General features: G+C 58.6%; 21 protein-coding genes and 1 tRNA gene. 4 read left to right on the forward strand and 18 right to left on the reverse strand.

Going from position 1 to position 24,876, the window contains the following annotated elements; translation table 11 throughout:
* Position 1: 1 nt before the first annotated feature.
* The 9 genes from B5E66_RS03940 to B5E66_RS03990 form a co-directional block, all read right to left on the reverse strand.
* Positions 2-991: an ABC transporter ATP-binding protein gene (locus tag B5E66_RS03940; RefSeq protein ID WP_087228958.1), complete on the reverse strand. Its 990-nt coding sequence runs from the start codon at positions 989-991 to the stop codon at positions 2-4.
* 12 nt (positions 992-1,003) lie between these two features.
* Positions 1,004-1,912, reverse strand: coding sequence for an ABC transporter permease (locus tag B5E66_RS03945; protein ID WP_087228961.1), 909 nt, complete (start codon positions 1,910-1,912; stop codon positions 1,004-1,006).
* Positions 1,913-1,925: 13 nt separating this feature from the next.
* Positions 1,926-2,867, reverse strand: coding sequence for an ABC transporter permease (locus B5E66_RS03950; RefSeq protein ID WP_087228965.1), 942 nt, complete (start codon positions 2,865-2,867; stop codon positions 1,926-1,928).
* Between the two features lie 84 nt (positions 2,868-2,951).
* Complete coding sequence (locus B5E66_RS03955; protein ID WP_087228968.1) at positions 2,952-4,604, reverse strand: ABC transporter substrate-binding protein; 1,653 nt, start codon at positions 4,602-4,604, stop codon at positions 2,952-2,954.
* 232 nt (positions 4,605-4,836) lie between these two features.
* Positions 4,837-6,348, reverse strand: a complete 1,512-nt coding sequence (locus tag B5E66_RS03965) for a recombinase family protein (RefSeq protein ID WP_002575864.1) — start codon at positions 6,346-6,348, stop codon at positions 4,837-4,839.
* Positions 6,349-6,442: 94 nt separating this feature from the next.
* The gene (locus tag B5E66_RS03970) at positions 6,443-6,634 is read right to left on the reverse strand and encodes a hypothetical protein (RefSeq protein WP_321118048.1); all 192 of its coding nucleotides are present in this window, start codon (positions 6,632-6,634) and stop codon (positions 6,443-6,445) included.
* A 4-nt stretch (positions 6,635-6,638) separates the two neighbouring features.
* The gene (gene mobV, locus B5E66_RS03975) at positions 6,639-7,583 is read right to left on the reverse strand and encodes a MobV family relaxase (protein WP_002575862.1); all 945 of its coding nucleotides are present in this window, start codon (positions 7,581-7,583) and stop codon (positions 6,639-6,641) included.
* Between the two features lie 173 nt (positions 7,584-7,756).
* Positions 7,757-8,152: a replication initiator protein A gene (locus B5E66_RS03985; protein ID WP_002575861.1), complete on the reverse strand. Its 396-nt coding sequence runs from the start codon at positions 8,150-8,152 to the stop codon at positions 7,757-7,759.
* A 111-nt stretch (positions 8,153-8,263) separates the two neighbouring features.
* The gene (locus B5E66_RS03990; protein ID WP_002575860.1) at positions 8,264-8,677 is read right to left on the reverse strand and encodes a cysteine-rich VLP domain-containing protein; all 414 of its coding nucleotides are present in this window, start codon (positions 8,675-8,677) and stop codon (positions 8,264-8,266) included.
* Between the two features lie 228 nt (positions 8,678-8,905).
* Between B5E66_RS03990 and B5E66_RS03995 the strand changes: the two genes are divergently transcribed.
* Positions 8,906-9,169, forward strand: a complete 264-nt coding sequence (locus B5E66_RS03995; protein ID WP_002575859.1) for a hypothetical protein — start codon at positions 8,906-8,908, stop codon at positions 9,167-9,169.
* A gap of 78 nt (positions 9,170-9,247) precedes the next feature.
* The gene (locus B5E66_RS04000; protein ID WP_002575858.1) at positions 9,248-10,048 is read left to right on the forward strand and encodes a helix-turn-helix domain-containing protein; all 801 of its coding nucleotides are present in this window, start codon (positions 9,248-9,250) and stop codon (positions 10,046-10,048) included.
* A gap of 80 nt (positions 10,049-10,128) precedes the next feature.
* Here B5E66_RS04000 and B5E66_RS04005 read toward each other — a convergent pair whose 3' ends face one another.
* From B5E66_RS04005 to coaBC, 9 genes are all read right to left on the reverse strand, one after another.
* The gene (locus tag B5E66_RS04005) at positions 10,129-11,349 is read right to left on the reverse strand and encodes an MFS transporter (RefSeq protein ID WP_002584949.1); all 1,221 of its coding nucleotides are present in this window, start codon (positions 11,347-11,349) and stop codon (positions 10,129-10,131) included.
* A gap of 1,156 nt (positions 11,350-12,505) precedes the next feature.
* Positions 12,506-13,438 (reverse strand): AEC family transporter, encoded by a 933-nt coding sequence (locus B5E66_RS04025; RefSeq protein WP_087228972.1) that lies wholly within the window; start codon positions 13,436-13,438, stop codon positions 12,506-12,508.
* 72 nt (positions 13,439-13,510) lie between these two features.
* The gene (locus B5E66_RS04030; RefSeq protein WP_087228975.1) at positions 13,511-14,380 is read right to left on the reverse strand and encodes a PRD domain-containing protein; all 870 of its coding nucleotides are present in this window, start codon (positions 14,378-14,380) and stop codon (positions 13,511-13,513) included.
* 40 nt (positions 14,381-14,420) lie between these two features.
* Positions 14,421-15,875, reverse strand: a complete 1,455-nt coding sequence (locus B5E66_RS04035) for a glycoside hydrolase family 1 protein (RefSeq protein ID WP_087228978.1) — start codon at positions 15,873-15,875, stop codon at positions 14,421-14,423.
* Positions 15,872-17,746 carry a beta-glucoside-specific PTS transporter subunit IIABC gene (locus tag B5E66_RS04040; protein ID WP_242958078.1) on the reverse strand — a complete coding sequence of 625 codons (1,875 nt, stop codon included), beginning with the start codon at positions 17,744-17,746 and terminating at the stop codon, positions 15,872-15,874. Before B5E66_RS04040 ends, B5E66_RS04035 begins: the two co-directional genes overlap by 4 nt.
* 445 nt (positions 17,747-18,191) lie before the next feature.
* Positions 18,192-18,267 (reverse strand) — tRNA-Val (locus B5E66_RS04045).
* A gap of 66 nt (positions 18,268-18,333) precedes the next feature.
* Positions 18,334-18,897: a GNAT family N-acetyltransferase gene (locus B5E66_RS04050; RefSeq protein ID WP_087228984.1), complete on the reverse strand. Its 564-nt coding sequence runs from the start codon at positions 18,895-18,897 to the stop codon at positions 18,334-18,336.
* 7 nt (positions 18,898-18,904) lie between these two features.
* Positions 18,905-20,290, reverse strand: coding sequence for a UDP-N-acetylmuramate--L-alanine ligase (gene murC / locus B5E66_RS04055; protein WP_087228988.1), 1,386 nt, complete (start codon positions 20,288-20,290; stop codon positions 18,905-18,907).
* Between the two features lie 222 nt (positions 20,291-20,512).
* Complete coding sequence (gene coaBC / locus B5E66_RS04060; protein ID WP_087228991.1) at positions 20,513-21,706, reverse strand: bifunctional phosphopantothenoylcysteine decarboxylase/phosphopantothenate--cysteine ligase CoaBC; 1,194 nt, start codon at positions 21,704-21,706, stop codon at positions 20,513-20,515.
* A gap of 208 nt (positions 21,707-21,914) precedes the next feature.
* Between coaBC and B5E66_RS04065 the strand changes: the two genes are divergently transcribed.
* Together B5E66_RS04065 and B5E66_RS04070 are read left to right on the forward strand one after the other, a co-directional pair.
* Positions 21,915-23,282 carry a prolyl oligopeptidase family serine peptidase gene (locus B5E66_RS04065; RefSeq protein WP_087228994.1) on the forward strand — a complete coding sequence of 456 codons (1,368 nt, stop codon included), beginning with the start codon at positions 21,915-21,917 and terminating at the stop codon, positions 23,280-23,282.
* Positions 23,283-23,415: 133 nt separating this feature from the next.
* Entirely contained in the window at positions 23,416-24,873 is a 1,458-nt protein-coding gene (locus B5E66_RS04070) for an ABC transporter substrate-binding protein (protein WP_158098317.1), read from the forward strand.
* Positions 24,874-24,876: the final 3 nt, after the last annotated feature.

Here is a 24,876-nt window from a genome sequence, read left to right on the forward strand (position 1 = left end):
TTCATTCCTCCCTGGCGCACATCCAGCAGCGCACCCAGTGGCCCGGCGCCGCTTCCTGCAGCTGGGGCATAGCGGTACGGCACCGCTCCGACACATGGGGGCAGCGCTGGGCAAAGCGGCAGCAGCCCTGAGGCACCTGATTCAGCAGAGGCACCGTCCCCTCAATGGAGTACAACGGCTTGGCACGGTCGCCGTCCAGCCGGGGGATGGAGTGGATCAGCCCCCAGGTGTAGGGGTGGCGCGGATCGTCAAAAATGGCGGCTTTGTCGGCCTGCTCCACGATCTGCCCCAGATACATCACCGCTACCCTGTCGCAGGTCTCGGCCACCACCCCCAGGTCATGGGTGATCAGCATGACGCTCATCCCCAGCTTTTGGTTCAGTTCCCGGATCAGGTCCATGATCTGGGCCTGCACCGTCACATCCAGGGCGGTGGTGGGCTCGTCGGCGATCAGCAGCTCCGGCTTGCAGGCCAGGGCAATGGCGATCATCACCCGCTGGCGCATCCCGCCCGAAAGTTCGTGGGGGTACTGCATCACCCGGCGTTCGGGGGCGGGAATGTTGACCAGCTTGAGCAGTTCCACCGCCTTTTCCATGGCCTGCCTGCGGGCAAGGCCCTGGTGGATCATCAGGGGTTCACAGAGCTGATCGCCCACCGTAAAGACCGGGTTCAGGCTGGAAAGGGCGTCCTGAAAGATCATCGAGATCCGGCTGCCCCGCACCTTGTGCATCTCTTTGGGCGAGAGGGCCAGCAGGTCCTCCCCGTCCAGGCGGATGCGGCCCTCATAGTGCACATCCCGTTTTTCATCGTACAGCCGCAGGATGCTCTGGCTGGTGACGCTTTTGCCGCAGCCCGACTCTCCCACCAGCCCCAGGATCTCCCCCTGGGCCACCGAAAAGCTGACGCCGTCCACCGCCTTGAGCCACCCTTGCCGGGTGCGGAAGCTGGTGGAAAGGGAATCCACCTGCAGGGTCGTTCCTTTTTCGCTCATAGCGCTTCCTCCTCAATGCGACATGGGGTCCAGCAGGTCCCGCACGCCGTCGCCAAACAGGTTGAACCCCAGCACCGCCAGCGCGGTAAAAACGCCGGGATACAGAATCAGCCACCAGGCGGTGTAGACGTAGGTGCGGCCCTGGCTGAGGATGCTGCCCCAGCTGGGCTCGGGCACCGGCACGCCCGCTCCCAGAAAGCTGAGGGCGGCCTCGCTGAGGATGGCGCTGGCAAACACAAAGGTCATCTGCACAATGACCGGCGAAAGGGTGTTGGGCATGATGTGCTTCCACAGGATGCGGGTGGGCGAAGCCCCCAGGCATACCATGGCCTCCACATAGGTCTGCTCCCGGGCCGCGAGAGCCGAGGAACGCACCATCCGGGCCAGGCTGGGGGTGCTGACCACCATCAGGCTGATGATCACGTTGCGGACGCTGGGGCCCAGCACCGCCATCAGGCAGATGGCCAGCAGGGTGGACGGGATCGCCTTCAGGCCGTCGCAGATCCGCATCAGCACCGCGTCCAACACCTTGTTGTAGCAGGAATACAGGCCGATCAGCAGTCCCATGGCCCCGGCCAGCACGCTGACCGAGAAGCCCACGAACAGAGAGATGCGGGTCCCGTAGATCACCCGGGCAAACACGTCCCGGCCCAGATCGTCGGTGCCGAACCAGTGCCCGGCGCCGGGGGGCTGCAGCCGCTGGGAGACGGCGTTGGTGTAGGGGTCGGTGCCGGACAGCCCGGTGAGCAGGGGCGCCGCCAGAGCGACCAGCACCAGCAGCACCACCAGCGCAAGCCCCACCACCGAGGCGCGGTTTTTCAAAAAGGCATGGATGCGCAGGCTGCGCTGCTCCCCTTCCAGCCGCCTGCGCAGGGCCTTCAGCTCGGCCGAGCCGGCCGTATAGGTCTTTGTGGCTTCCATTCTTGTCCTCCCTTCAGCTGACCCGGATGCGCGGGTCGATCAGGCCGTACAGCAGGTCTGTCAGCAGGTTGATGAGCACGTTGATGAGGGCCACCAGCAGCACCACCGCCTGGATCACCTCATAGTCCCGGCGTCCTATGGAGTTGACGATGAGCTGGCCCAGCCCCGGGACCCCGAACACCGTCTCCACCACTGCGGCGCCCGACAAGGCCCCGATGAAGCTCTGCCCGATGACGGTGACGATGTTCACCAGCGCGTTGCGGAAGGCGTGCTTCCCGACCAGGGCCGCCTCGCTGACTCCCTTGGCTTTGGCCATCCGGATGTAGTCGCTGTTGAGCACCTCCAGCATACTGGAGCGGGTCATCCGCATCATCAGGGCGGTGTACATAAAGCCCAGGGCCACAGCCGGCATGGCGATGGAGCGCAAATGGGCCGCCGCGCCCCCTGACCAGGGGGTATAGCCCGACACCGGCAGCCACCGCAGCTGCACCGAGAACAGCATCATCAGCCCCAGCCCCAGCAGGAAGCTGGGCACCGATACCCCTGCCAGGGCAAACACCGACACAAAACCGTCGGCAAGGCTGCCGCGCTTGCGGGCGGCCAGCATCCCCAGGGGCAGGGCAATGGCCAAACTGATCAGCATGGCGAACAGGGCTACGTTGATGGTGGGCAGGAAGTGCTCCCGGATCATATTGGCCACCGTGTCGCCGGTGGTGCTGGTGCCAAGGTCTCCCTGCAAAATGCCGCCGATCCAGCGGAAATACTGGATGTAGAGCGGGTCGTTCAGGCCCATCTGCTCCTCCAGGGCCGCGATGTCCTCCATCGAGGCCTCGCTGCCCAGCATGGCGGCGGCGGGGCTGCCCGGGGCAAGGTGAACCAGCGCGAACACCACAAGGGAGACGATGAACAAAATCGGCAGGACCGAAAGCAGGCGTTTTGCGATATACTTCTTCATTTCCACTCTCCTCTGAACAAAACAGGGCGCCGGGCCCGGAAAAGGCAGCGCCCTGTTTTTCGGGGTCAAGCTGTGCTGGCAGGCTTACAATTCGACATAGGCGTTCCAGATGTAGACGCCGTTGCCCATATACAGCCCCTTGACCTTGTTGGTGCACGCATAGGAGACGATATAGTGTCCCACGCTGATGCAGGGCAGGTACTGCCAGCTGTACTCCTGCAGTTCGTTCCAGATCTCCAGGGCGTCCTCCCGGACGGTGGCGTTGTTGAACTCGTCCAGCAGCTGGGCGGTGCGCTCATCGTTGGTCCAGCCGGGATAGGTGGGTCCGAAATAGGATTTCAGGCTGGGCAGGGGCACCGCCGCAAAGCTGGTGATGTAGATGTCAAAGGCCGACGGATCGGTGCGGTAGCCGGTGAAGGTGGCCCAGTCCACCGTGGTCAGCTGGGCGTCCATCCCGATGGAGGTCAGCTCATCCTGCAGCACGAGGCCGATGTTGTTGTAGTTGTTCAGGGTGGGGGCCAGGATGGTGAAGGTCTCGCCGTTGTAGCCGGCGCTCTCCAGATAGGAGGCGGCCAGGTCGGGGTCCCGCAGGTCGTAGTATTCGCTGCCGGCGTCGGTGACCCAGTAGGCGTTCAGGTCGTCCATATAGCAGCTGCCCAGCTGGTAGTCGCTGCCAAAGGCGGCGGCCATCAGGTCATCGCAGTTGGCGACGGCGTTGACGGCGCTGCGGATATCCTGGCTGCTGGCGATGCTGCTGGGGTCCTTGTTGAACACCATGCAGACGGTGCCGGCCTGCTCCTCCATCACCTGGTAATTGGGGTCCCCCTCCAGCATGGGTTTGTTGTCGCTGGAAATGCTGATGACGTCATAGGTGCCCGCCTGCAGCCCCGCCAGCTGGGTGGAAAGCTCGGCCACCTTGTCGTAGTAGATGGTCTTGGTGTAGGCGTGCTTGTAGCCGCCCCAGCCGTCCATGATCTCCTCGGTGGTGCCCTGGAGGTAGTAGGGGCAGTAGTCGTCAAACCGCTCCAGCTGGACGTACTGGTCCTGCCGCCACTCTACGAACCGGTAGGGTCCGGTGCCGATGTACTGGTTCAGGTAGCCGTTCTCGTCCTCGTCGGCGCAGCAGGCGGCGGTGGTGATGATGGCAGGCTGGCTGCCGCCGGCCATCATGTCGGGCAGGGTCAGCAGGGAGCTCTCCGCCGTGATGGTGACGGTGTTTTCGTCCACAGCCTCAAACAGGCTGTCCCCCACCATCTCGCCGGCGTTGCTGTAAGCGCCGGTCCAGCGGTTGAGACTGGCCACCACGTCATCCGCCGTCATGACGGTACCGTCGTGGAAATTGACCCCCTGCCGCAGGTGGAAGGTGAGGGTGTGGCCGTCCTCGCTCAGCTCGTAGCTCTCACACAGCTCGGGGATGACCTCCGAGTTGGCGTTCAGGGTGACCAGCTTTTCCCACACCGTGCCGGAAAAGATCTGCCGCGCCACCAGGGTGGTGGTCTTGTGCACATCGTAGCTGGCGGCCTCCTGGGAGACGGCAAAGTGAAGGGTGTCCTTGATCTGGGTGGTGTCCACCGGGCCGGAAGCCGCCGAAGAAGCGCCGCCGGAGACTGCGGAGGCCGCCGTGGATGCGGAGTCGGAGCCGCCGCAGCCGCTCAGGACCCCCATGGCGCCGACTGCCAGGCCGGCGACGCCTGCCGCACGCAGGAAGGAACGGCGTGTGATCTTTTTCTTCATCATGTATTACTCCCCTCTTTTGGTATGCTGTCCCATCGGCAAAGCAAAGAAAAAAGGACACAGCAATGACTTTTCAACGTCATTGTTGTGTCCTTGTGTTTCTCTGTGCCACCGCGGAGCGCCTTACCGGGCTGCCCCGCCGGGTTTCTTGGGTCATTTGCAGTTTAGCACAATGAAAAGTACAGTTTACAAGGGACTACACAGGGTAGGTATCTGACGGGAGGGGTGCCGCCAGTCAGATTTTCCATGTGATGTTCAAGCTGTCGCTTGTGGCGGCTATGGTGGTGATCATCAAATCCACCACACGCCGCTTGTCATCAAAAGATACATTCTCCCAGGTATCGAGGTAGCCGGAAATCTGGCTGACCTGTTCCGGGCTGATGGCCTCCACAGTCAACTCCGCTATCCTTGCCAGAAGTTCCTGCTTGCGCCCGTCCAGTTCCGCTATCTTCACATTCACATAGGAGAACAGGACATTGTTTGCCCCCGTCAGACTGTCCACCAGCTTTTCAATCTCGCTGTCTACATGGGCAAGTTCCACTTGCAGGGCGGTGATTTTCGGGTTTGCCTTTGCCGCTTTCTTTTTTCCTGTCAGCGTCTTGTAGCTTGCCAGCTTCTTTACCATCTGCTGATAAACAACCGCTTCCAGTTCCGAAGTGATGATTTTCCCACAGCCAGGACAGCTTTTATTGTCCAGCCGTTTCGTGCAGCGGAGATACTGTTTGCCGGAGGGATTGTAGATACTCATAAGAGCATACCCGCAATTCCCGCACTTGATTTTTCCTGCCAGCCATGTGTGGGTGGCTTTCCGGGCAGACTGGATTTTCATGTTGTTCATCAGCTTCTTGCGGCAGGTCAGCCAGGTGTCGGAGGGGACGATACCCTCATGGGGAGCCAGTACCAGCATTTGGTCTTTTAAGTCGTTTTTCTTGCTGGCCTTTACATCTCGCCCTTGATACAGATAGCAGCCGTTCATGCCCGTAAAATCGGCAACGTCATTGACAATGACTGTACCTTGACTTTTGAAAAATTCGTACACATCAAGGTCTGCCTGCACATAGACAGGATTGCGTAACATCTGCGCCAGCGTGGGGCGTATCAGCTCTTTGCCATGGAACAAAATCCCCTGTTCGGCAAAGTACCGGGTAATGTCCCCGTAGGAAGTTGTGGGCTGGGCGTACATCTCAAACATCAGCCGGATATTGGCCGCTTCCTCCGGGTTTACCACCAGCTTCTTTGTGTTGATACCGTCCATCTTGATAGGCTCCGTATGGAAGCCGTAAGGGGCTTTCCCGCCCATCTTAAAGCCCCGCTGACTGCGGGAGTAGTAAGCGTCCGTTACCCGCTTCTGTATCGTTTCCCGTTCAAGCTGGGCGAACACGATACAGATATTCAGCATGGCCCGTCCCATCGGCGTGGAGGTATCAAACTTTTCCGTAGAGGACACAAACTCCACATTGTACTGCTGGAACAGCTCCATCATGTTGGCAAAGTCCAGAATGGAACGGCTGATACGGTCGAGCTTGTAAACCACGACCTTTGCAATCAAGCCCCGCTTGATGTCCCGCACCAGTTCTTGAAACTTCGGACGGTCTGTGTTCTTGCCGCTGTACCCTTTGTCTGTGTATTCCTTGCAGTTACCGCCTTTCAACTCGTATTTGCAAAATTCAATCTGGCTTTCAATGGAAATGCTGTCCTTTTTGTCTACCGATTGTCTTGCATAGATTGCGTCTATCCGATTGTTCATATTGTCGCTCCTTTTCTTAAAAAAGAAACGGAGCTGCTGACAGTTCTATTATACCGCCAGCAGCCCCGCAAATCAATGATGGGTTTGGAAAACCTTATGTCCCGGCTTCCTCACTCTCCCGCTTGTCGGCGTACTTGCGGAACACCTCATAAAGCTGCTGTTCCAGTTCCCGGCGTTTGGCTGCTTCCTGTTCCGGCGTGAACACCGGGGAGAGATTTTCCAGTGTGATTTCCTTTCCCTGAAAAGTCACGATTTCGATTTCCTTTTTGTATCTGATATTACTTATAAGATCACCTTTCCTTTCCATGCTGCCGCTGTTGCCGTTTCAGTTCCGCTAAAATCTCCGGCGGGATACGGTCAACCAGCCGCCGCATATCGTCCAGTTCGCTTTTTAACTTCGCCCGTTCCATCGTGTCATTCATCTTGCCTTTTTCGCTGGCCTTTGCCCTGACTTCCAGCTTTTCATTTTCCGCTAACAAGTCATTGATTGTGACCTTGTATTTTTTCAGTTGCCCGGAGAAGTTCTCCATCTGCGGAAACCACTTTTTCAGCATGGAGAGGGCTTCCTCTTTCTTCTTTCCGGCGTTCAGCGGGGTAATGCCGGAGAGAACCGCTTCAATGGCCCTCGCCTGTTTGGAGAGGTTGACCGCCTGTTTGAACAGCCGGGTGGGGATATGCTTCCGGCCCGTCTTGCTGGCGCTTTCCCCACGCTCCAGGTCGGGGTACTGCTCCACCATACAGGCGTGAAAATCGTCCTGCCACTTCGTCAGATTGGCCCGGTTGCCGATAATTTCTTTGGCGCACAGGCGGTTGTCCTTTGTCAGCGGCACAAAGACCAAGTGCAGATGGGGCGTTTTTTCATCCATGTGTACCATAGCCGAAACGATGTTCTCCCGGCCCACCCGGTCAATGAGGAAGTCCGCCGCCCTCTGGAAGTAGGCCGCTATCTCCTTTGGGGACTTGCCCTTGAAAAACTCCGGGCTGGCGGTAATCAGCGTGTCCACAAACCGAGTGCTGTCCTTGCGGGTGCGGCATCTGGCCTGCTCGATGCGGCTCTGAATGAAATGGTAGTAGCGGCCATCCGGCTTGACGATGTGGAAATTGTACTTGCTCCGGCTGGTGTCAATGTCCGGGTTGCTGGCGTACTGCTCCTTTTTCCGTTCATGGTGGGCTTCCAGCGGCCCCGCCGGGTGGCCCTTGTGCTTCTCAAATCGCAAAATTGCGTGTTGTGCCATTGAACTCCTTTCCCCATTCCATTCCTTTCCGGCGGGTTTTCCCGCCGAAAATATCTCTGATAGGATTGGAATGGAATGAATGTAAATAGATGGTTTTAATCTCTGTATTTCTATATACCGTCAGATTTCCGTACTTCAAGAGGATTGATTTTCGTACTCGCCAAGTACGGTTTTCAGCCCTCCGGCGTACCATAACCGGATTTCTTGAAGTCGGTGTTTGGAACCGCTTCATAGGATTTCGGGTAAATGCGGTTGGGTTTTCCACAGCCCTGTTTCTGGATTTCCACCAGCCCCGCATACTGCAACTCCCGCAGGGTGTTGACCGCTTTCTGCCGCCCGCAGCGGAGCAAAGCGACCACCTCGCAGATGGGGTAGTACAGGTAGACCCGCCCGTACTCGTCCGCCCAGCCGTTCTTCCGGGACAACTCCGCCCGGCGCAGGACAAAGGCATACAGCACCTTCGCTTCGTTGCTCAAGGGCTGGAATGTGGGTGCTTCAAAAAGGAAATTGGGGAGCCGGGTGAAACTGAACGCCTTTTCCGGCTGGTGAATATAAATCGTGTTTGTCATAGCGTGTTTTGTGGACGGTTAGAGGCCCGTTTTCCGGGGCGAATGATAAATGATACCAGCCGCCCCGGTTGAGGGCTTGCGGAGCCTTGCAAATCAAGGCTTTTCCCGCTCTTAACTGTCCACAGCAGACCTCCTTTTCCGTTCACTTTCTGTTTTCTGCCGCCTGTGAACTCTGGCGGCGCAGTCCGGGCAGTATTTGCCCCGGTTGGACTTCGGGACGAACACACCGCCGCACTCCGCACAGCGTTTCAAGTCCCTGTCCCGGTAAATCTCCGCTTCCAGCGTCCTGTCCAGCGGCAAGACCGCCCAGCGGAACCACTTGCAGCAGACGGAGAACGAAATCATCTGCGGACAGGCGCAGGTGTCGCCATCGTCCAGCGCAAGGCAGTTTCCGTCCTCGCAGTTGCAGCACTCCCGGCGTATCAGGCCGCTGGCTCGTCTCTTCTGGGGCGGGGTTATGCGGTAGGGGGAGCCGTCCGGCCTGTGTTCCAGCGGCGGCAGGTGTTGATAGGGTCTTTTGCTCATGCGTCCCTCCGTTTTCTTTGGCGTGTTCTGTTTCCAAGGTGCTTGTCCATCGATGAACTATCCCAAGTCTACACCTTTTTGACCGCCTGTGCCGTATATCCAAGAGGTAGGAAATCAGCCTGAAAAACTCCCTATTTCCACGCTCTCGGATTTGTGATATAATCAAAAAAAGATAAAAGACAAATTCAGGTTTCTGGTCTTCTTGCACAAAATAAAGGAGGAGCTATTATGCAAATTGTTTATATTCCAAGCGAATCAATGTCTGTTCAAGGTAAAAAAGATGAAATCTATAAAAGATATGGGAAAGACTGGAATATTAGAGAACAGGGAGGAGGTAACGGAAATTGGTTGTTGACCAGAAAAAGTGATGTGCTTGTAGATGGAAAAAGTTATCGTACTTTTGTACTTGAACACTACGGTAAATCCAAGCTGACAGCGAAGCTTGTTGATAAATTTCGTGAAGATGTAGCAAATGGTAAAATAAAACTGTAAATGCCTATGCCGTTATGCTATGAGCATAGTACATAGCATAACGGCTTCTCTTTCGTTGAGCTAGCAAGGAGGGTGAATATGTCTTTATCCATACAAGAGCGATTAAAAGACCTACGTGTGGAGCGTGGCTTGACGCTGGGGCAGCTTGCGGAGCAGACCGGGCTTTCCAAGTCTGCGCTGGGCAGTTACGAAACGGAAGACTTCAAGGACATCAGCCACTATGCCCTTATCCGGCTGGCGAAGTTTTACGGTGTGACCGCTGATTATCTGCTGGGGCTGTCTGAAATGAAAAATCACCCAAACGCCGATCTTGCAGACCTGCGTTTGAGTGATGAAATGATTGACCTGCTGAAAAGCGGGAGGATAGACAATACCCTGCTGTGTGAGCTGGCGGCGCACCCGGATTTCCCCCGGCTGATGGCTGACCTTGAAATCTATGTGAACGGAACGGCACTGAAACAGGCGCAGGGTGCAAACGCCATAGTGGACACGATGAGCGCAACTGTTATAAAAAAGCATAATCCTGGCATGAGTGATACGCAGTTAAGACAGCTTATCACCGCCCATATTGATGAGGACGAGTTTTGCCGCTATGTGATACAACGGGACATAAACGGGATTGCCCTTGCTCTGCGGGAAACACACAAGGACGATTTTTTCAGCGTCCCAGAGGATAACCCGCTAAAAGAAATGCTGGAAACTGCTGGTGAAATCGTCAGCCAGGACAGCGACACGGAACAAGCGTACTTGGCGTTTATCTGCAAACGGCTCAAGCTGAATTTTAGGAAGCTGTCAGTAGAAGAACGGAAGTGGCTGAAAAAGATTGCGGAAAAATCCGACTTGCTGAAGAATCCAAAACCGCAGAGAGGACGAAGATAAAAAATGCCTGAACGGCGGTTCTGGTTTTTCAGAACCACCATCCAGGCATTTTGTTTAGTAATAGAAAAAGGTGCAGTTGATTATTGCGTATTGTCAATCTCTCTCAAACCGGGTAGTAAAAATACGGCAAGCGCAACGATGATAATGCCAATTCCGCAAATGACAAACCATTTCTCAACTCCCAGCCGCTCCGCCAGAGGCCCGGAAATGACAAGGCCAAACGGCATGGCGAGGGAAGCGGCGCTTGTCAGTAGAGAAAAAACTCTCCCCAGATATTCTGGTTTGACCGTTTCTTGAAAAATCGCATTTTGCACACCGTAAAATGGAGCGGAAATTCCCATAACAGTACAGCACACAACAAAGACAAGAAATGCGTCTGGCGGCAAAAGCCCGGAGAGCATATTGCTAACGCCCATCAGGAGAACGGAAAGACCGATGGTGTACCGCCGTTTCTTAAAACCGCCCCAAATGCTCAGAATGACTCCGCCAAGCAGCATACCAACCGCAAAAGCAATTTCAGCGGCAGAGGCATGGGCCGGTGTTCCTTTGAAGTATGACATACAGATGAGAGGAAAAAGCGTACTGATTGGCATATAAAAGAACATATAAATTACACCAATCCAGAGCAGAGCAAAGAGGCCCCTGTTTTGCTTTAATACCACATACCCCTCTTTCATATCCTGTAAAAACTGTTGTCTTTTCGTTTCTGGACATAGTTCAGGCGTTGGTATGGACGAAATCGCAACAGTCACACAGGCAAGGATTGCACCCACAATATCTAACAATATAATTGCATTAAGAGGCCAAACAGCATATAAAAACGCTGCGGCAGCTGGACTGATAATCGCACTTACTGCTTGCATGGTCTGCGTGTAACCAGCGCATTTTGTAAGTTCCTCTTTTGGCACAATCATAGGTGTTGCTGCGCTGAATGCTGGAGAATGAAAAGCAGTTCCCGCACTTCGGATTAACAGGACAACCATAATAGACCATACGGGCAATTCCATGTAAAACGCCACCAGCGCCAGAATACCGCCAGCGGCGGCAATTATCAAATCCGCACCAATCATTACGCTTTTACGGCTGTGCCGGTCAACAAAAGCACCTGCAAACGGGCCTAAACAGGCTTGCGGCAAAAATCCAATCAGTGTTGCCGCCGTCAATATGATTGCAGAATTAGTTTTCGCAACCAAATAAAAGATAATGGCCATTTGCAAAATACCGCTGCTAATAAAGGATATTGCTTGTCCGGCAAGAAGTGTAAAATAAGTTTTTCTCCATGAATTGTTGTTTTGGGTCATAATGCGAACCTCCTTTTTTATTGCATTGTTCCTTTGTTTCTGCAATAAAAAGCAGGCGTTGTCCCACAGAGAGGGCAGACGCCTGCATAACAACAAAGCACGAAAAAACACCACGATACAGTTCAAAGACTGCTCGTGTCAAACCTACGTGTTCCTTTGCATACGCACGCAAAAAAAGCCCACCATCATGTGGAAAGGTACTTCTACTTTTTATTGCTTATTAGCGTACACAAATTAACACACGTAAGCCTCCTTCCAATCTCAAACTGTCGCACAGTATAACACACATCCGATAGACTTGTCAACCATTTTTAACCTTGTTTTCCATCTTGTTTTTCCATCTCTTACGGGCAGTAGCAAAGCCAGGCGAGCCAGTCAACGGTCAAGATGAACGGCGCTTTCAGCGCCGCCGTTGACAGTCTCGCCCGTCTTTGCTAATGGGTAATCAAGGCGGGAAAGCCATTTTAGGGCTTTCCCGCCCATTTCAATTTTGGGAGAAGAAAGGCCCCAAAATGAACGAGTGCGGCCAAACACTTTTAGGGATTGGCCACCTTGTCCACCCATCCAGCGGGGCGGCGGGGAACGGTCAAGGCCGGGCGTCAGCCCATTCATTTCAGCCTTGACGGTTTCCTGCCGTCCTGCTACTTTTCCCGGAGTGTGGCCACACATCTGGTCACGGTGTCCAGAGCTTTGGGACTTTTTGTCCCATAGGCCGGGGGCGGAGGACGAGGGACGGGGGCTTTCATAATACGCCCTGTCTGCTGCTGAAATCAGCCCTTTGTTTCCGGCTTACCAGCCCCAAACAAAGCCCTGCTTTCCTGCCGCGTCAAATGCCCTTGCCCTCCCCGGCGGCAACGGTATTTTCAGGGCAACGCCGACAGAGCGTATAACACACTACACTTTGCTCCGCAAAGTCGTGTGCCAAATGGGGCGCTGCCCCCTTTGGAAACCCCCGCAACAAACAGGTGCTATGCACCCAGCCGGGAGCATAGCGCCGTTTGTTGTCAGCAGCCCGTTTCACGGTCTGCGTGTAGTTCCTTGTAAACTGACCTAAGCTGCATTGTAAATAGTCAAGCTGCCAAAGATCGCAAGCTTTCTTTCAATTTTTTATCAAAACGCCACAAAACTTCATTTTATTCACTCCGAGCCGCCCTTCTCATATCACCCAATCGAACACAGCCAGCATGAGGGGCATGGTAACGATGGACAGCAGCGTGGACATGACGTACAGCGCGCTGGACTTGCCGGCATCCTGGCCATAGAGCTGGACCATCGAGGTGATGGTGGTGCACGCCGGGGTGATGGCCGCCAGGTACACCGTCATCAGGATGGCGCGGCCGTCGGGCAGCAGCGCCGCCATCCCCGTCGCCCACAACAGGACCAGCGCTGCCAGCGGGTAGACCACCAGCCGCAAGGCAGCGGTGAGGTAATAGCGCGGGGTGCACACCAGCTGCCGCAGGGGCGACTCGGCAATGGCCATACCGGCCAGCAGCATTCCCAAAGGCCCCATCAAAGCGCCCATGTCATCCATCGCGCCGGACAGGACGGCCGGCAAAGGGATGCGGCCGGCGTACAGCACCGCGCCCGCCGCGATGGACAGCAGGTTGACGTTGGTGAGGATGGCTTTCCAGCTCAGTGCGCCTGCCCCGCGCAGGATCATGCTTCCATGGGTCCACAGCAGCACCAGCTGCACGATGATAAAGGCACAGGAATAGATCACATACTCCTGCCCCAGCAGCGCCTGTACCAGCGGGATGACCAGCGCCCCGGCGTTGCTGTAGATGGCGGTGGCCCGCTCGATGGCGTCCAGGCCCAAAAAGCGGCGCAGCAGCCCTGTCAGCACCAGGAACAGCAGGTGGATGGCGGCGGCCGCCGCGAAGGATACGGCCAGCCCCGCGCGGATGGCGGGCGTGTCCTCGATCTGGAAGGCGTCGATGATGACGCAGGGGATCACGAGATAGACCAGGATCACCGACAGCACCTTGCTGTCGGCCGCCCGCAGCAGCCCGGCGCGGACCAGCACAAAGCCGGCCAGCAGGATCAGGAACAGCTGGGCGATCTCGTGGGCGAGCAAAAGGGAGATCTGCATGAAAGATACCTCCGATCACACAAAAGGGAGGCGCCAGGCAGCGCCTCCCTTTGATGCAGGTAGTTGGACGGCTCAACGGGCAGGATCCTCGCCTTCCGTGTTGTCACGGGCACTTTTCGCAAGGCGGGCAATGTGCAAAGCGAGGTAGGCTGTCTCCTCGTTGGGGATGAAGATGTTGTACTTGCGCAGCAGATAGGTGCGGATCCGCTCGGCGCAGTCCGTGGCAGCGGGGTATCCCTGCTGCATCTGGCGGAACAAAAAGTCGTCGTCGCTGTCCATCAGCTTGCCCGAGAAAAACCGGTCCGCAAAAAATTGCAGGTGGCTGATGAAGCGGGTGTAGTGGATGCTCTCGGTGTCGAGATGGGTGTGCATCCGGTAGGTGACGATATTGGTCAGCTCCCCGATCAGGCGGGCAGCCTGCATGGCGTCACCTCCCGCGCCTCCGTCCATTCGGGCGTTGACGATGTGGAAGGCGATGTTCCCCGCTTCCTCCTCGGGCAGCGAGACGTTCAGCAGCTGGCAGGCCCGCTGCAGTCCCCGCAGCCCCACCTCATACTCGTGCCTGTAAAAGTGCTTCAGCTCCCACAGCACCCGGTTGGTCACCGTGATGCCCAGCCGCTGGCGCTCCACCGCAAAGTGAAGGTGATCGGTGAGCATCAGGTAGATGTGGGGAGACAGCTTGACGCCGAGGACTGCCTCCGCATCGGCAACGATGTCCTGGGTCAATTCGAGGAAAACCGGAGGGATGGAGGAAAACAGCTCGATCATGGGCTGGGCGTCCGGGTTGGACAGGGGGATGAACACCCGGTCGGAGGGCTGCCGGTCGATGACCTGGCCGGGGCGGCGGCCATAGCCGATCCCCTTGCCCAGCAGGATGGACTCCTCACCGCTGTCGTCCTGCACCAGGACAACGCTGCTGTTCAGCACCTTGCTGATCCGCATACCGCCCGCCTCCTTTCCCGGTAAGAATCCTGTGCCGGCTTCAATCCAGATCCTCGCCGTTGGAGGCGATGACCTTCTTGTACCAGTAGAAACTGTCCTTGCGGCTGCGCGCCAGGGTGCCGTTGCCCATATCGTCCTGGTCCACATAGATGAAGCCATAGCGCTTGCTCATCTGGTTGGTGGAGGCCGAGATCAGGTCGATGGGAGCCCAGCTGGTGTAGCCCCACATCTCGACGCCCTCGTCGATGGCCTTGCCCATCTCGCTGATGTGCTGGCGGAAGTAATCGACGCGGTAGGGGTCGTGGATGGAGCCGTCCGGCTCGACGGTGTCTTTGGCGCCGATCCCGTTCTCCACCACCATCAGGGGCTTGCGGTAGCGGTCGTACAGCTCGATCAGGCTGTAACGCAGGCCCTTGGGGTCGATCTGCCACCCCCAGTCGCTGGCGGGCAGGTAGGGATTCTTGACGCCGAGCACGGTGTTGCCGGGGGTGCGCTCGGCATTGGGGTCCACCGATTCGGTCATCGTCATGTAGTAGCTGCAGGAGACAAAGTCCACGCAGCCCGCCTTGAGGATGGCGTCATCCCCCGGCTCGGTGTGCAGGCAGATCCCCTTGCGCTCGAACATCTTGAGGATCAGGCGGGGATACTCGCCCCAGACGTGAACGTCGGCGTAGAAAAGGTTCTCCAGATTTTTGGCCTGGGTAGCCAGCTCGTCGTCGGGGTTGCAGGTACGGGCGTAGGTGGTCAGCTTGGTCAGCATACAGCCCACCTTGCTGCCGGGGATGATCTCGTGGCAGTCCTTGACCACCAGGGCGCTGGCCACCAGCTGGTGGTGCAGAGCCTGGTAGCAGACTTCCAGCAGTTTCTCCTCCGGGAAACGGCTGGGGATGACGCCGGCCGTGGTAAAGGGGTGGCGGATGATGCTGTCCACCTCGTTGAAGGTCAGCCAGTACTTGACGTCGTTCTTATACCGCTCAAAGCAGGCATGGCAGAAGCGAGTGAAGCAGTCGATCACCCTGCGGTCGTACCAGCCGTTGTACTTGACGGCAAGGGCCAGAGGCATCTCATAGTGGCTGAGGGTGACCAGCGGTTCGATGCCGAGGCGGTGCATCTCAGCGAACAGGTCGCTGTAGAACTGCAGGCCGGCTTCGTTGGGCTCCGTCTCCTCGCCGGTGGGGAAGATGCGGGTCCACGCGATGGACACCCGCAGCATGGTGAAGCCCATCTCGGCAAACAGGGCCAGGTCCTCTTTGTAATGGTGGTAAAAGTCGATGCCGCGGCGCTTGGGATAATAGGTGTCGTCGGGGTCGGCCATGGCGGCGGCGATCAGCTCGTCGTTGACGGCCATGTGGGCGGCGTAGTCCTTGACATCGGTTTTGGGCTTATAGGTGGCGACATCGGCCACGCTGGGCCCTTTGCCGCCCTCCTTCCAGGCGCCCTCCACCTGATTGGCAGCCAGGGCGCCGCCCCAGAAAAATCCTTTGGGAAAACTCATTGTGCAGCCTCCAGTTTCAACAGGGCGGCCCCGGGCACGACCGCGCCGTCGGCCACCGGTTTGACGGCAAAGCGGTCGCCGTTGGTGACGATGATGGGGGTGGTGGTGTCGAAGCCGGCCGCCTTGATCGCGTCGATGTCAAACTTCATCAGCAGCTGCCCCTTCTTGACGGTGTCGCCGTTTTTGACCTGGGGAACAAAGCCCTTGCCCTCGAGCTTGACGGTGTCCATGCCGATGTGCATCAGCAGCTCCACGCCGGCGTCGGTGGTCATCGAGATGGCGTGCTTGGAGTCAAAGACCGACTCGATCGTGCCGTCGGCGGGGGCATACAGCTCGCCCTTGGCGGGGACCACTGCAATACCGTCGCCCAGGATCTTCTGGGAAAAGACCTCATCCTTGACGCTGGTCAAAGGGATGGCGCTGCCTTCGAGAGGGCTGTAAACGGCGGTGTCGGCGTTCTTCGCGGAACCGGAAACAGCGCCGCCGGCGGAGGCGGAAGCAGCGGGAGCGCTCTCCTCGTCCTTATAGAGGATCAGGGTGAGGACGAAGGCCGCAACGAGGGAGATGACAAAGGCGACGCAGGCCCAGATGAAGTTCATGCTGTTTGCGGAATCGATGTACATGGCCATGCTGGCAATGCCGGGGCCGACGGCCGCGAAAGCCTTGATGCCCATGATGCCGATGAACAAACCGCCGATGAAGCTGGAAATGGTGACCGAGAGCATCACCTTCTTGTGCTGGAGGGTGACGCCGTACAGGGCAGGCTCGGTGATGCCGAACAGGCCCGAGATGCCGGCCGAGATGGCCGTGGAGCGCAGGTTTTCATCTTTGGTCTTGAGGGCCACGGCCAGACAGGCGCTGCCTTCCGAGATATTGTGGGCCAGAGAGGCGGGCAGGTAGAGCATATCGAAGCCAGGGTCGGCCAGAGACGAGACGGCGTAAGGAACCAGAGCCTTGTGCATGCCCAGCGAAACCATGTAGGGCAGGATGGCAGCCACCAGGGCCACGGCCAGCCAGCCGAGGGTGTTGTACAGACCCAGAATGGCGGCGGTGAGCAGCGAGCCGATGTTATAGCCCAGAGGTCCGAGCAGCAGCAGACCGACCGGGAAAGCCACCGCAAAGCAGAACATGGGTACGAAGAAAACGCGGATGGCCTTGGGGCACCATTTGTTGCACCATTTTTCAAGGATGGCCATGAAGATGACGATCAGGATGGAGGGGAAGACCTGGCCGGTGTATCCGATGTTCTGGATGGGCAGGCCAAAGAAGTGCGCGCCCCCTTCGGTGGCGAGCAGGGTGGATGTGGCGGGGGAGATCATGGCCGCAGCCAGAGCGACTGCCACCAGCTTGTTGCAGCCAAACTTGGTGGCAGTGGTAAAGGCCACCAGCACCGGCAGATAGTACAGCGCGGCGTCGGCCACATTGTAGAACACCTGGTAGACCACATCGGTGGATGTGAGGATGCCGAAGCTGGTGAAGATGGTCAGGATGGCTTTCAGCACGCCGGCGCCGGCAATGGCGGGAACCAGCGGCTGGAAGATGCCGACCATGTAATCCAGGATCAGATTGCCGATGTTCTTTTTGCCGGCGGCAGCAGCCGGAGCGGCGGACGGCGCAGCGTTGAAGCTGCCCAGCTTGACCAGCTCGTCATACACCTCGATGACGTCGTTGCCGATGACCACCTGACACTGCGGCCCGCCTGCGATGACGCCCATGACGCCGGACGTCTTTTTGAGAGCTGCAACGTCTGCCTTGGCCGGGTCGGCCAGGGTGAACCGCAGCCGGGTGGAGCAGTGCTCCAGATGGGTCACATTTTTGTCGCCGCCGACCAGACGCAGAACGTCCGCAGCGGTCTGCTTATAGTTTTTCACAGAAAACGAACCTCCTTGTTCAAAACAGCGTTCCCCTGTCGTTTGGCCAAAACGACAAAAGAAAAAGACCCAACAGAACACTGCATCCAGCCTTCCCACCTGTAAGAATGCAATGGATGGGAAAGCCCGCATGTTCCGTCAGATCCTGCCTGCATGACCAGTGACATGTCCAACCGGTAACTTATGGAGTCATTATAGCAAAACCCCGGAGAAAACTCAATCTTCAACTCCTACAAAATTAAGATGCCAATTTTGTACGTTTTTTGAATTTCAGAAGCGCCGCAAAAGACAGACCGCTGCCCCTGCTCCAGCTCGGCTGCTCCTGCCGCAGGCAACGCCTCGCTTGCGCAGCAGTACAGGACGCGGACTGGGTGCGCCTCTGCGATGCCTGCGCCGATGCCTGCGCAAAACAAAAACCCGGGGCCTGCGGCCTCGGGTTTTATTTTGGTGGACGGTACAGGACTCGAACCTGTGACCTCCTGCACGTCAAGCAGATGCTCTACCAGCTGAGCTAACCGTCCAAAGGGTCTTGCGACCTAAGTATAATACCACACTTTGGGCGGAAATGCAAGAGGGTTTTCAATTTTTCAAATGGTGCCGGGGCGGCTGGGGTTCCAGAGGATGCTCTCCAGAGAGGTCTCCACGGTGCCATACTGGGTCTGATAGGGCAGGACCTTGTACGGGCGGAAGCCGCACTTTTCGATCACACGCCCCGAACGGGTGTTGCGTTCGAAATGCCCTGCGATGAGGAAATCCAGCTTCTTCATCTCAAACAGGTAGCGGATGACTTCCTTCACCGCCTCCGGCATCAAGCCCTGGCCCCAGCAGGGCTTGGCCAGAACATAGCCGAGCTCCCGGCCCTGGTATGGGGCCAGCTCGGGATAATTCTCCTCGTCGTACGGCTCAATGCCCAGGGACCCCACCACACGGCCCTGCCATTCCAGGGCAAAGGTCTTGTGCTGGCTGATGAACAGATCCAGGATCTTCTGCGTCTCCTCCCGGTCTTTGTGCGGCAGCCAGCCGGCCATCTGGCCCACCCCATCCACCCGGGCATAGGTATAGAAATCCTCCAGATCATCGGGGCGCCAGGGGCGCAGGAGGAGCCGGGCGGTGCGAAGTTCCACGCCCCGGATATCGACAGGCGCGTTCATCGAGCGTTCAGCCCTCCTGCACCATCTTGCGGGCTGCCTTGTAGATGTCGCCGCAGCCCAGGGTGATCACCAGATCTCCCTCTCCTGCGTTCTGTTTGACCCAATCGGCGGCCGCGTCCAGGCTGTCCACCACCACGGCGCCGGGGATCTTGGCGGCCAGCTTCTCACTGGTGATGGAGGGGTCGTTGGGCTCGCGGCTGCCCAGGATGGGGGTCAGCACCGTCACATCGGCCATCTGGAGCACCTGCGCAAAATCATCCAGCAGCATCTTGGTGCGGCTGTATGTAAAGGGCTGGTGCACTGCGATCAGACGCTTGTAGCCCAGTTCTTTGGCGGTGGCCAGAGTGGCGCGCATCTCGGTGGGATGGTGAGCGTAGTCGTCCACCACTACGGCGCCGTTGCACTCGCCGTACACCTCAAAGCGGCGGCAGACGCCCTTGAACTGCGCCAGCGCGTCGGCACACTGCTGGACGGTCAGGCCCATCGAGCGGCAGACGCCGCACATGGCCAGGGCGTTGTAAATATTGTGGTAGCCCGGCACAGCCAGCCTGATGTGGCCGGTGACGCCGTTGCTGGTCCACTCTTTCAGGTCGAACTCATAGAAGCCGGGACGGTACTCCTGAACGTTCACCGCCTGGTAGTCGCCGCCGTTCTTGATGCCGAAGGTGCGCACCCGGCGCTGGATGGTGTACATGACGTCCATGGTGTTCTTGTCGTCCGCGTTGGCAAAGATCATGAACTGGGTCATCAGCGAGAAGCGTTTGAAGGCAAACTTCAGCTCGCCCATGCTGCCGTAGTAGTCCAGATGATCGTTGTCGATGTTCAGCACCACCGAGAAATAGGGGGTCAGCTTGAGGAACGTCTCGGCATACTCGCAGGCTTCCACCACGATGTCGTCCCCTTTGCCTGCCTTGCCATAGCCGCCGATCAGCGGCAGCTTGCCGCCGATGACCGCGCTGGGGTCACGGCCGGCCAGCTCCAGGGCGGCGGTGATCATGGCGGTGGTGGTGGTCTTGCCGTGGGTGCCCGACACACAGATGCTGTTCTTGTACAGACGGCTGATGTACCCCAGCAGGACGCTGCGCTCGATGGCCGGGATGCCGTAGCTGTCCGCGGCGGCGCGCTCCACATTGTCCTTGGGGATGGCGGCGGAGTAGACGACCATGTCCGCACCGATCACGTTGTCAGCGTTGTGTCCCAAAGTCACCTGGATGCCCATTTCCCGCTCGGCCCGGATGATGCTGCCGTCCAGCACGTCGCTGCCGGTGATCGTATAGCCCCGTGCGGCCAGGATCTGGATGAGCGGGAACATCCCGCTGCCGCCGCAGCCGATGAAATGGATCTTGTGGACATGATCCAGCAGGCGCTGGTCATAGTTACTGAACATGGTCATTAGGCTTTACCTCCCTATCAATGCCTCTTGATACAGCCCGACCGGCCGAAAGGCGCTTCTGCGCCCGGACAAAACCGGGCGCAGGGCGCAGTGACACATTGTTATCACTCATCATTATATATTTTTTGCAGTCCAAAATAAACAGGTCGGCCCCATTTTCGAGAAAAAGCCGGAAATCGCTTGCATTTTTTGTAGGATACTACAAAAGCGTCCGGCCCCGTCTCAGCCGCGGCGGGCCAGGATCTCGTCCAGGATGGCCCCGGCCACCGCCTCCTTGCTCATCAGCGGCAGCTGCCGCACCCCGCCGTCCGGCGTAAGGAAGGTGACCAGGTTGGTGTCCACGCCGAACCCCGCCCCGGGGTCCTTGAGGTTGTTGGCCACGATCATGTCCAGGTTCTTTTTGCGCAGCTTTTCCGCCGAGTGGGCCACCATGTCCCTGGTTTCCATCGAGAAGCCGCAGAGGAACTGGTGGGTCTTCTGCGGCCCGATGGTGCCCAGGATGTCGGCGGTGCGCACCAGAGGGATGCTCATCTCCCCTTCCCCTTTCTTGACCTTGTCGGAGGCCACCGAGGCCGGGCGGTAATCCGCCACCGCCGCCGCCATCACCAGGATGTCGGTATCCGCAAAGCGGCCGGTCACCGCCTGGTACATTTCCTGGGCCGACACCACCGGCACATCCTCGGCAAAGCGCACCGGGGCCAGGGCGGTGGGCCCATGGATCAGGGTGACCTGCGCGCCCCGCAGCGCGGCGGCCCGGGCCACCGCATAGCCCATCTTGCCGGTGGAATGGTTGGTCAGGCAGCGCACCGGGTCGATGGCCTCCTGGGTGGGCCCCGCCGTGACGGTGACCCGCAGGCCCGCCAGGTCCTTGGGGGCCAGGGCCCTGTGGATGTAGTCCAGCAGCACCTCGTCGGCAGGCAGCCGCCCCTTGCCCACGTCATGGCAGGCCAGCAGGCCGCTCTCGGAAGGGATGACGGTAAAGCCGTACCGTTCCAGGGTGCGGATGTTGTCCTGGGTGATGGGGTTTTCCAGCATACCGGTGTTCATGGCCGGGGCCACCAGTTTGGGACAGCCGGCAGCCAGCACGGTGGTGGTGAGCATATCGTCGGCGATGCCGTGGGCCATCTTGGCGATGACGTTGGCTGTGGCGGGGGCCACCAGGATGACGTCCGCCTTTTTGGCCAGCTCGATGTGGGTGACCTCGAACTTGAAATCCCGGTCAAAGGTGTCCACCATGCACTTGTGCCCGGTCAGAGTCTCGAAGGTGATGGGGGTGATGAACTGGGTGGCGTTGCGGGTCATGATGACCTCCACATCCGCCCCCTGTTTTTTGAGGGCGCTGGCCACCCCCGCCATCTTATATGCGGCGATGCCGCCGGTGATCCCCAGCAGCACGCATTTGCCTTTCAGTTCCATACAGAAGACCTCCCCGTTTTTTCTTCCCTTACAGTATAAACCAATCCGGCCGGGATGACAAGCATGGAGCCTGCGCCCGCCCAGGGCCCCGTCCCGGTTTGACATTTTGCCCCGGGATATGGTATGTTTATAGAAAGAAGACGGGCCGCCCGGCAAGCGGTCCGCCCATTTCGGACAGAACGCCGTCAGGCGGGAAAGGAGCAGTGCCATGGGCAGGATTTCCAGACGATCGTTCCTCAAAGGGGCCGGTATCTCCGCCCTGGCCACCGTGCTCTCGGCCTGCCAGCAGGAGGATATACCCATGTTGAGCCTAGTAGACGAGATCGGCGAACCCGGCACCCAGATCGCCATCATTGAAGGCTGCCCCTGGGGGCCGGCGGTGCGGGGCACCATCTTGTGCCTGCCCCAGGCGGTCAAGAGCAGCTCGGTGTCGGCGGACAAGTTCACGGTGATCGAGAGCAAGGAGGTCTTTGACCCCGACACTTCCCGGCATATGCTGGCAAGCGCGCCCCGCACCGTGGTGGAGGCGGTCACCGTCACCCCCGATGGCCGGGTGACCAAGCTGTCCTCCCGGTACATCCTGCTGACCTTCCGCATCCAGCCCGATGTCGGCTGCCCCCTGTGCTACGATCCCCTCACCGGGCAGTCCACCCGCTGCGACCCCTACCAGCTCAAGATCTTCCTCAACGCCCCCCTCAAGACCCTGGCCGGAGGCCCCATGAACGGCCTGGCCATCGACCCCAACGTCTCCCTGGCGGCCCCCTGCCTCAAAAACGTGGACTTGAACGGGGTGTTCACCGGCCCGGAAGGGCATACATTCTGCTACGCCTCCTACCAGCCCCAGCACCCCGCCGGGGAAAAGCATCCCCTGGTGGTGTGGCTGCACGGCGCAGGCGAGGGCGGCGAGGACCCTGCCGTGGTCCTGCTGGGCAACCAGGTGTCCTCCCTCTTTTCGGACGCCTTCCAGTCGGTGATGGGCGGCGCTTACATCCTGGCCCCCCAGACCCCCACCTTCTGGATGTGCTACAACGAAAACGGCGACTGGAGCGACAACCCCGGCGTCTCCTCCGTCTACCGGGAGGACCTGATGGCGCTGATCCAGAACTATGTAGCCCAAAATCCCGGCATCGACCCCGACCGGATCATCCTGGGGGGCTGCTCCAACGGGGGCTACATGACCATGGACCTGGTCATGCACCATCCCGGCTATTTTGCCGCGGCCTATCCCATCTGTGAAGCCTATCTGGACGCAGGCATCACCGACGAGGAGCTGCACGCCATCGCTGACACCCGCCTGCCCATCTGGTTCGTCTATGCCCGGAACGATACCACCGTCCCCCCTCAGCTGTATGCGGCTCCCACCATGGCCCGGCTGGCCGCCATGGATGCCGACCTGTATTCCACCGTGTGGCCCAGCGTCACCGACGCCACCGGCCGGCTGACCGGCCCGGACGGCGAACCCTACCAGTACAACGGGCATTGCAGCTGGATCTACTTTTTCCAGGGCCTGTGCAAGGACGACGCCACCGGCGCCGATCTGTGGACCTGGATGTCCCGCCAGCACCGCACCATCTGATCCTTTGTCCCCTGCCCGTCTGCCAGGCGTCCGCCTGCAGGCCGGCAGGGTTTTGTTTTTCCTGCACCCGGCCATATGGTACAGGCCGATGCGGCAAAGCCCCAAAACCATCTTCCAAAAGGAGGGAATCACCATGTTTGCAAAACGGCTGCGGCGGCTGGCTCTGACGGCCGCGGTTTGTCTGTGCCTGGCCGGCTGCCAGGCCCCCTCTGCCGGCGGGCAGCCGGCCGGAGCCTCCAGCGCTTCCGCCCGCCCGGACGAGCCTGTCGCCCTGTCGGTCTATCTGCCGAAGCAGTATGCCGACCCAACGACCCATTACCCCATCTATGAAAAGCTGATGGATTATCAGCAAGCGCACCCGAACATTGAGCTTACCTTTGTGACGCCGGCAAGCAACGACCTGGCCGAACGGGAGGCCATCATCAACCAGCTCAACGCCGAAATCCTTTCGGGCGGCGGACCGGATCTTTTTATTATGGAGGGCCACCGCTGGACGGAAATCAACCTGTTCCCCGACATTGAGAAAGCCATGGGCAACGGGACGTTCCTGGACCTGACCGAGGCTATGGAGAAAGAGGGCCTTTCCCGGGAGGAGGATTTTTACACCGCCGTGCTGGACGCGGGTCAGTGGGAGGGACGGCAGTACATTCTGCCCCTCGGCTTTTCGGTGCCACTGATGGTCAGCGCAGCCGATGTGCTGAATGCCAGCAGTTTTGACTTGCAGCGCGCCATGCACACCATGGACACCCTGCTGACGGAGCTGCTGCGCATCCACCAGGAGCAGTCCATTCTGGTGATCGCCAGCTTTGACGCATTGGGGGCACTGGCACAGCCGGTGCTGGATCATGAGGCGCACGAGGTGAGGCTGGATACGGCTGCCGCCCGTCGCGCGCTGGAACTGGAGAAAGTTTTTCGGACCGGGGACATTGCCTACGGTCTCGCCCATGGATTATTCGATCCTTCCGATCCTGCGCAGGTTCAGGATGGATTTGCCCGGGGCGCGCCGTTTGCGGTCTTGAGGAAAAGCGACTTCAGTATGAATCTGCTGCGGCAGTGCCAGGCGCTGGGAATCGAAACATCGGTCATGCCGGTCCCCAACGAGGAGGGAACCGTTACGGCAGAGATCGGTTCGTATGCCATGGGCAATCGAAACACAAAACATCCTGAGGAAGTCGCAGATCTGCTGCTTTATCTAGTCAGTGAAGAATGCCAGTCTGCGGCCGCCTATGCGGACTCTGACCTGTTCCCCATCCGAAAAGGATGTATGCAGGCTTGCTTCGATGCACAATATCGGTTCTCCGTCTACGATGCCTCGCGCGAACGAGTGACCGAGACGTACATTGCGGGACGAAAAGAGCGAAACGGCGTCCCGCTCGATGCGGCCCGGATCCGGCAGTTCGAAGCCATCTGCGATCAGATAACAGCCGCACACTACCAGACCATCTGGTATCGCGGCGTGGACTTGGGAAAGACCGAAAACGGGGAGAATGTGGCAAGTTACCTCCATATGCAGTACTGGAACGACGAGATCACCCTGGACGAACTCGTTGAGACCCTCTCCTCCAAGATGCGCCTCTATCTGGACGAATAGGAG

It is taken from the genome of Faecalibacterium sp. An121 (assembly GCF_002160915.1).
In the GTDB taxonomy this organism is placed as follows: domain Bacteria; phylum Bacillota; class Clostridia; order Oscillospirales; family Ruminococcaceae; genus Faecalibacterium; species Faecalibacterium avium.

Excerpts from the sequence above, each read along its gene's own strand:
- B5E66_RS04030 (WP_087228975.1), bottom strand. The coding sequence starts at position 14,380 with ATGCGGATCAGCAAGGTGCTGAACAGCAGCGTTGTCCTGGTGCAGGAC.
- B5E66_RS03990 (WP_002575860.1), bottom strand. The coding sequence starts at position 8,677 with ATGAGCAAAAGACCCTATCAACACCTGCCGCCGCTGGAACACAGGCCG.
- murC (WP_087228988.1), bottom strand. The coding sequence starts at position 20,290 with ATGACCATGTTCAGTAACTATGACCAGCGCCTGCTGGATCATGTCCAC.
- B5E66_RS04025 (WP_087228972.1), bottom strand. The coding sequence starts at position 13,438 with ATGCAGATCTCCCTTTTGCTCGCCCACGAGATCGCCCAGCTGTTCCTG.
- B5E66_RS04000 (WP_002575858.1), top strand. The coding sequence starts at position 9,248 with ATGTCTTTATCCATACAAGAGCGATTAAAAGACCTACGTGTGGAGCGT.
- B5E66_RS03940 (WP_087228958.1), bottom strand. The coding sequence starts at position 991 with ATGAGCGAAAAAGGAACGACCCTGCAGGTGGATTCCCTTTCCACCAGC.
- B5E66_RS04050 (WP_087228984.1), bottom strand. The coding sequence starts at position 18,897 with ATGAACGCGCCTGTCGATATCCGGGGCGTGGAACTTCGCACCGCCCGG.
- B5E66_RS03965 (WP_002575864.1), bottom strand. The coding sequence starts at position 6,348 with ATGAACAATCGGATAGACGCAATCTATGCAAGACAATCGGTAGACAAA.
- B5E66_RS03995 (WP_002575859.1), top strand. The coding sequence starts at position 8,906 with ATGCAAATTGTTTATATTCCAAGCGAATCAATGTCTGTTCAAGGTAAA.
- B5E66_RS03950 (WP_087228965.1), bottom strand. The coding sequence starts at position 2,867 with ATGAAGAAGTATATCGCAAAACGCCTGCTTTCGGTCCTGCCGATTTTG.
- B5E66_RS04065 (WP_087228994.1), top strand. The coding sequence starts at position 21,915 with ATGGGCAGGATTTCCAGACGATCGTTCCTCAAAGGGGCCGGTATCTCC.
- B5E66_RS03985 (WP_002575861.1), bottom strand. The coding sequence starts at position 8,152 with ATGACAAACACGATTTATATTCACCAGCCGGAAAAGGCGTTCAGTTTC.
- coaBC (WP_087228991.1), bottom strand. The coding sequence starts at position 21,706 with ATGGAACTGAAAGGCAAATGCGTGCTGCTGGGGATCACCGGCGGCATC.
- mobV (WP_002575862.1), bottom strand. The coding sequence starts at position 7,583 with ATGGCACAACACGCAATTTTGCGATTTGAGAAGCACAAGGGCCACCCG.
- B5E66_RS03955 (WP_087228968.1), bottom strand. The coding sequence starts at position 4,604 with ATGATGAAGAAAAAGATCACACGCCGTTCCTTCCTGCGTGCGGCAGGC.
- B5E66_RS04035 (WP_087228978.1), bottom strand. The coding sequence starts at position 15,875 with ATGAGTTTTCCCAAAGGATTTTTCTGGGGCGGCGCCCTGGCTGCCAAT.
- B5E66_RS04070 (WP_158098317.1), top strand. The coding sequence starts at position 23,416 with ATGTTTGCAAAACGGCTGCGGCGGCTGGCTCTGACGGCCGCGGTTTGT.
- B5E66_RS03945 (WP_087228961.1), bottom strand. The coding sequence starts at position 1,912 with ATGGAAGCCACAAAGACCTATACGGCCGGCTCGGCCGAGCTGAAGGCC.
- B5E66_RS04005 (WP_002584949.1), bottom strand. The coding sequence starts at position 11,349 with ATGACCCAAAACAACAATTCATGGAGAAAAACTTATTTTACACTTCTT.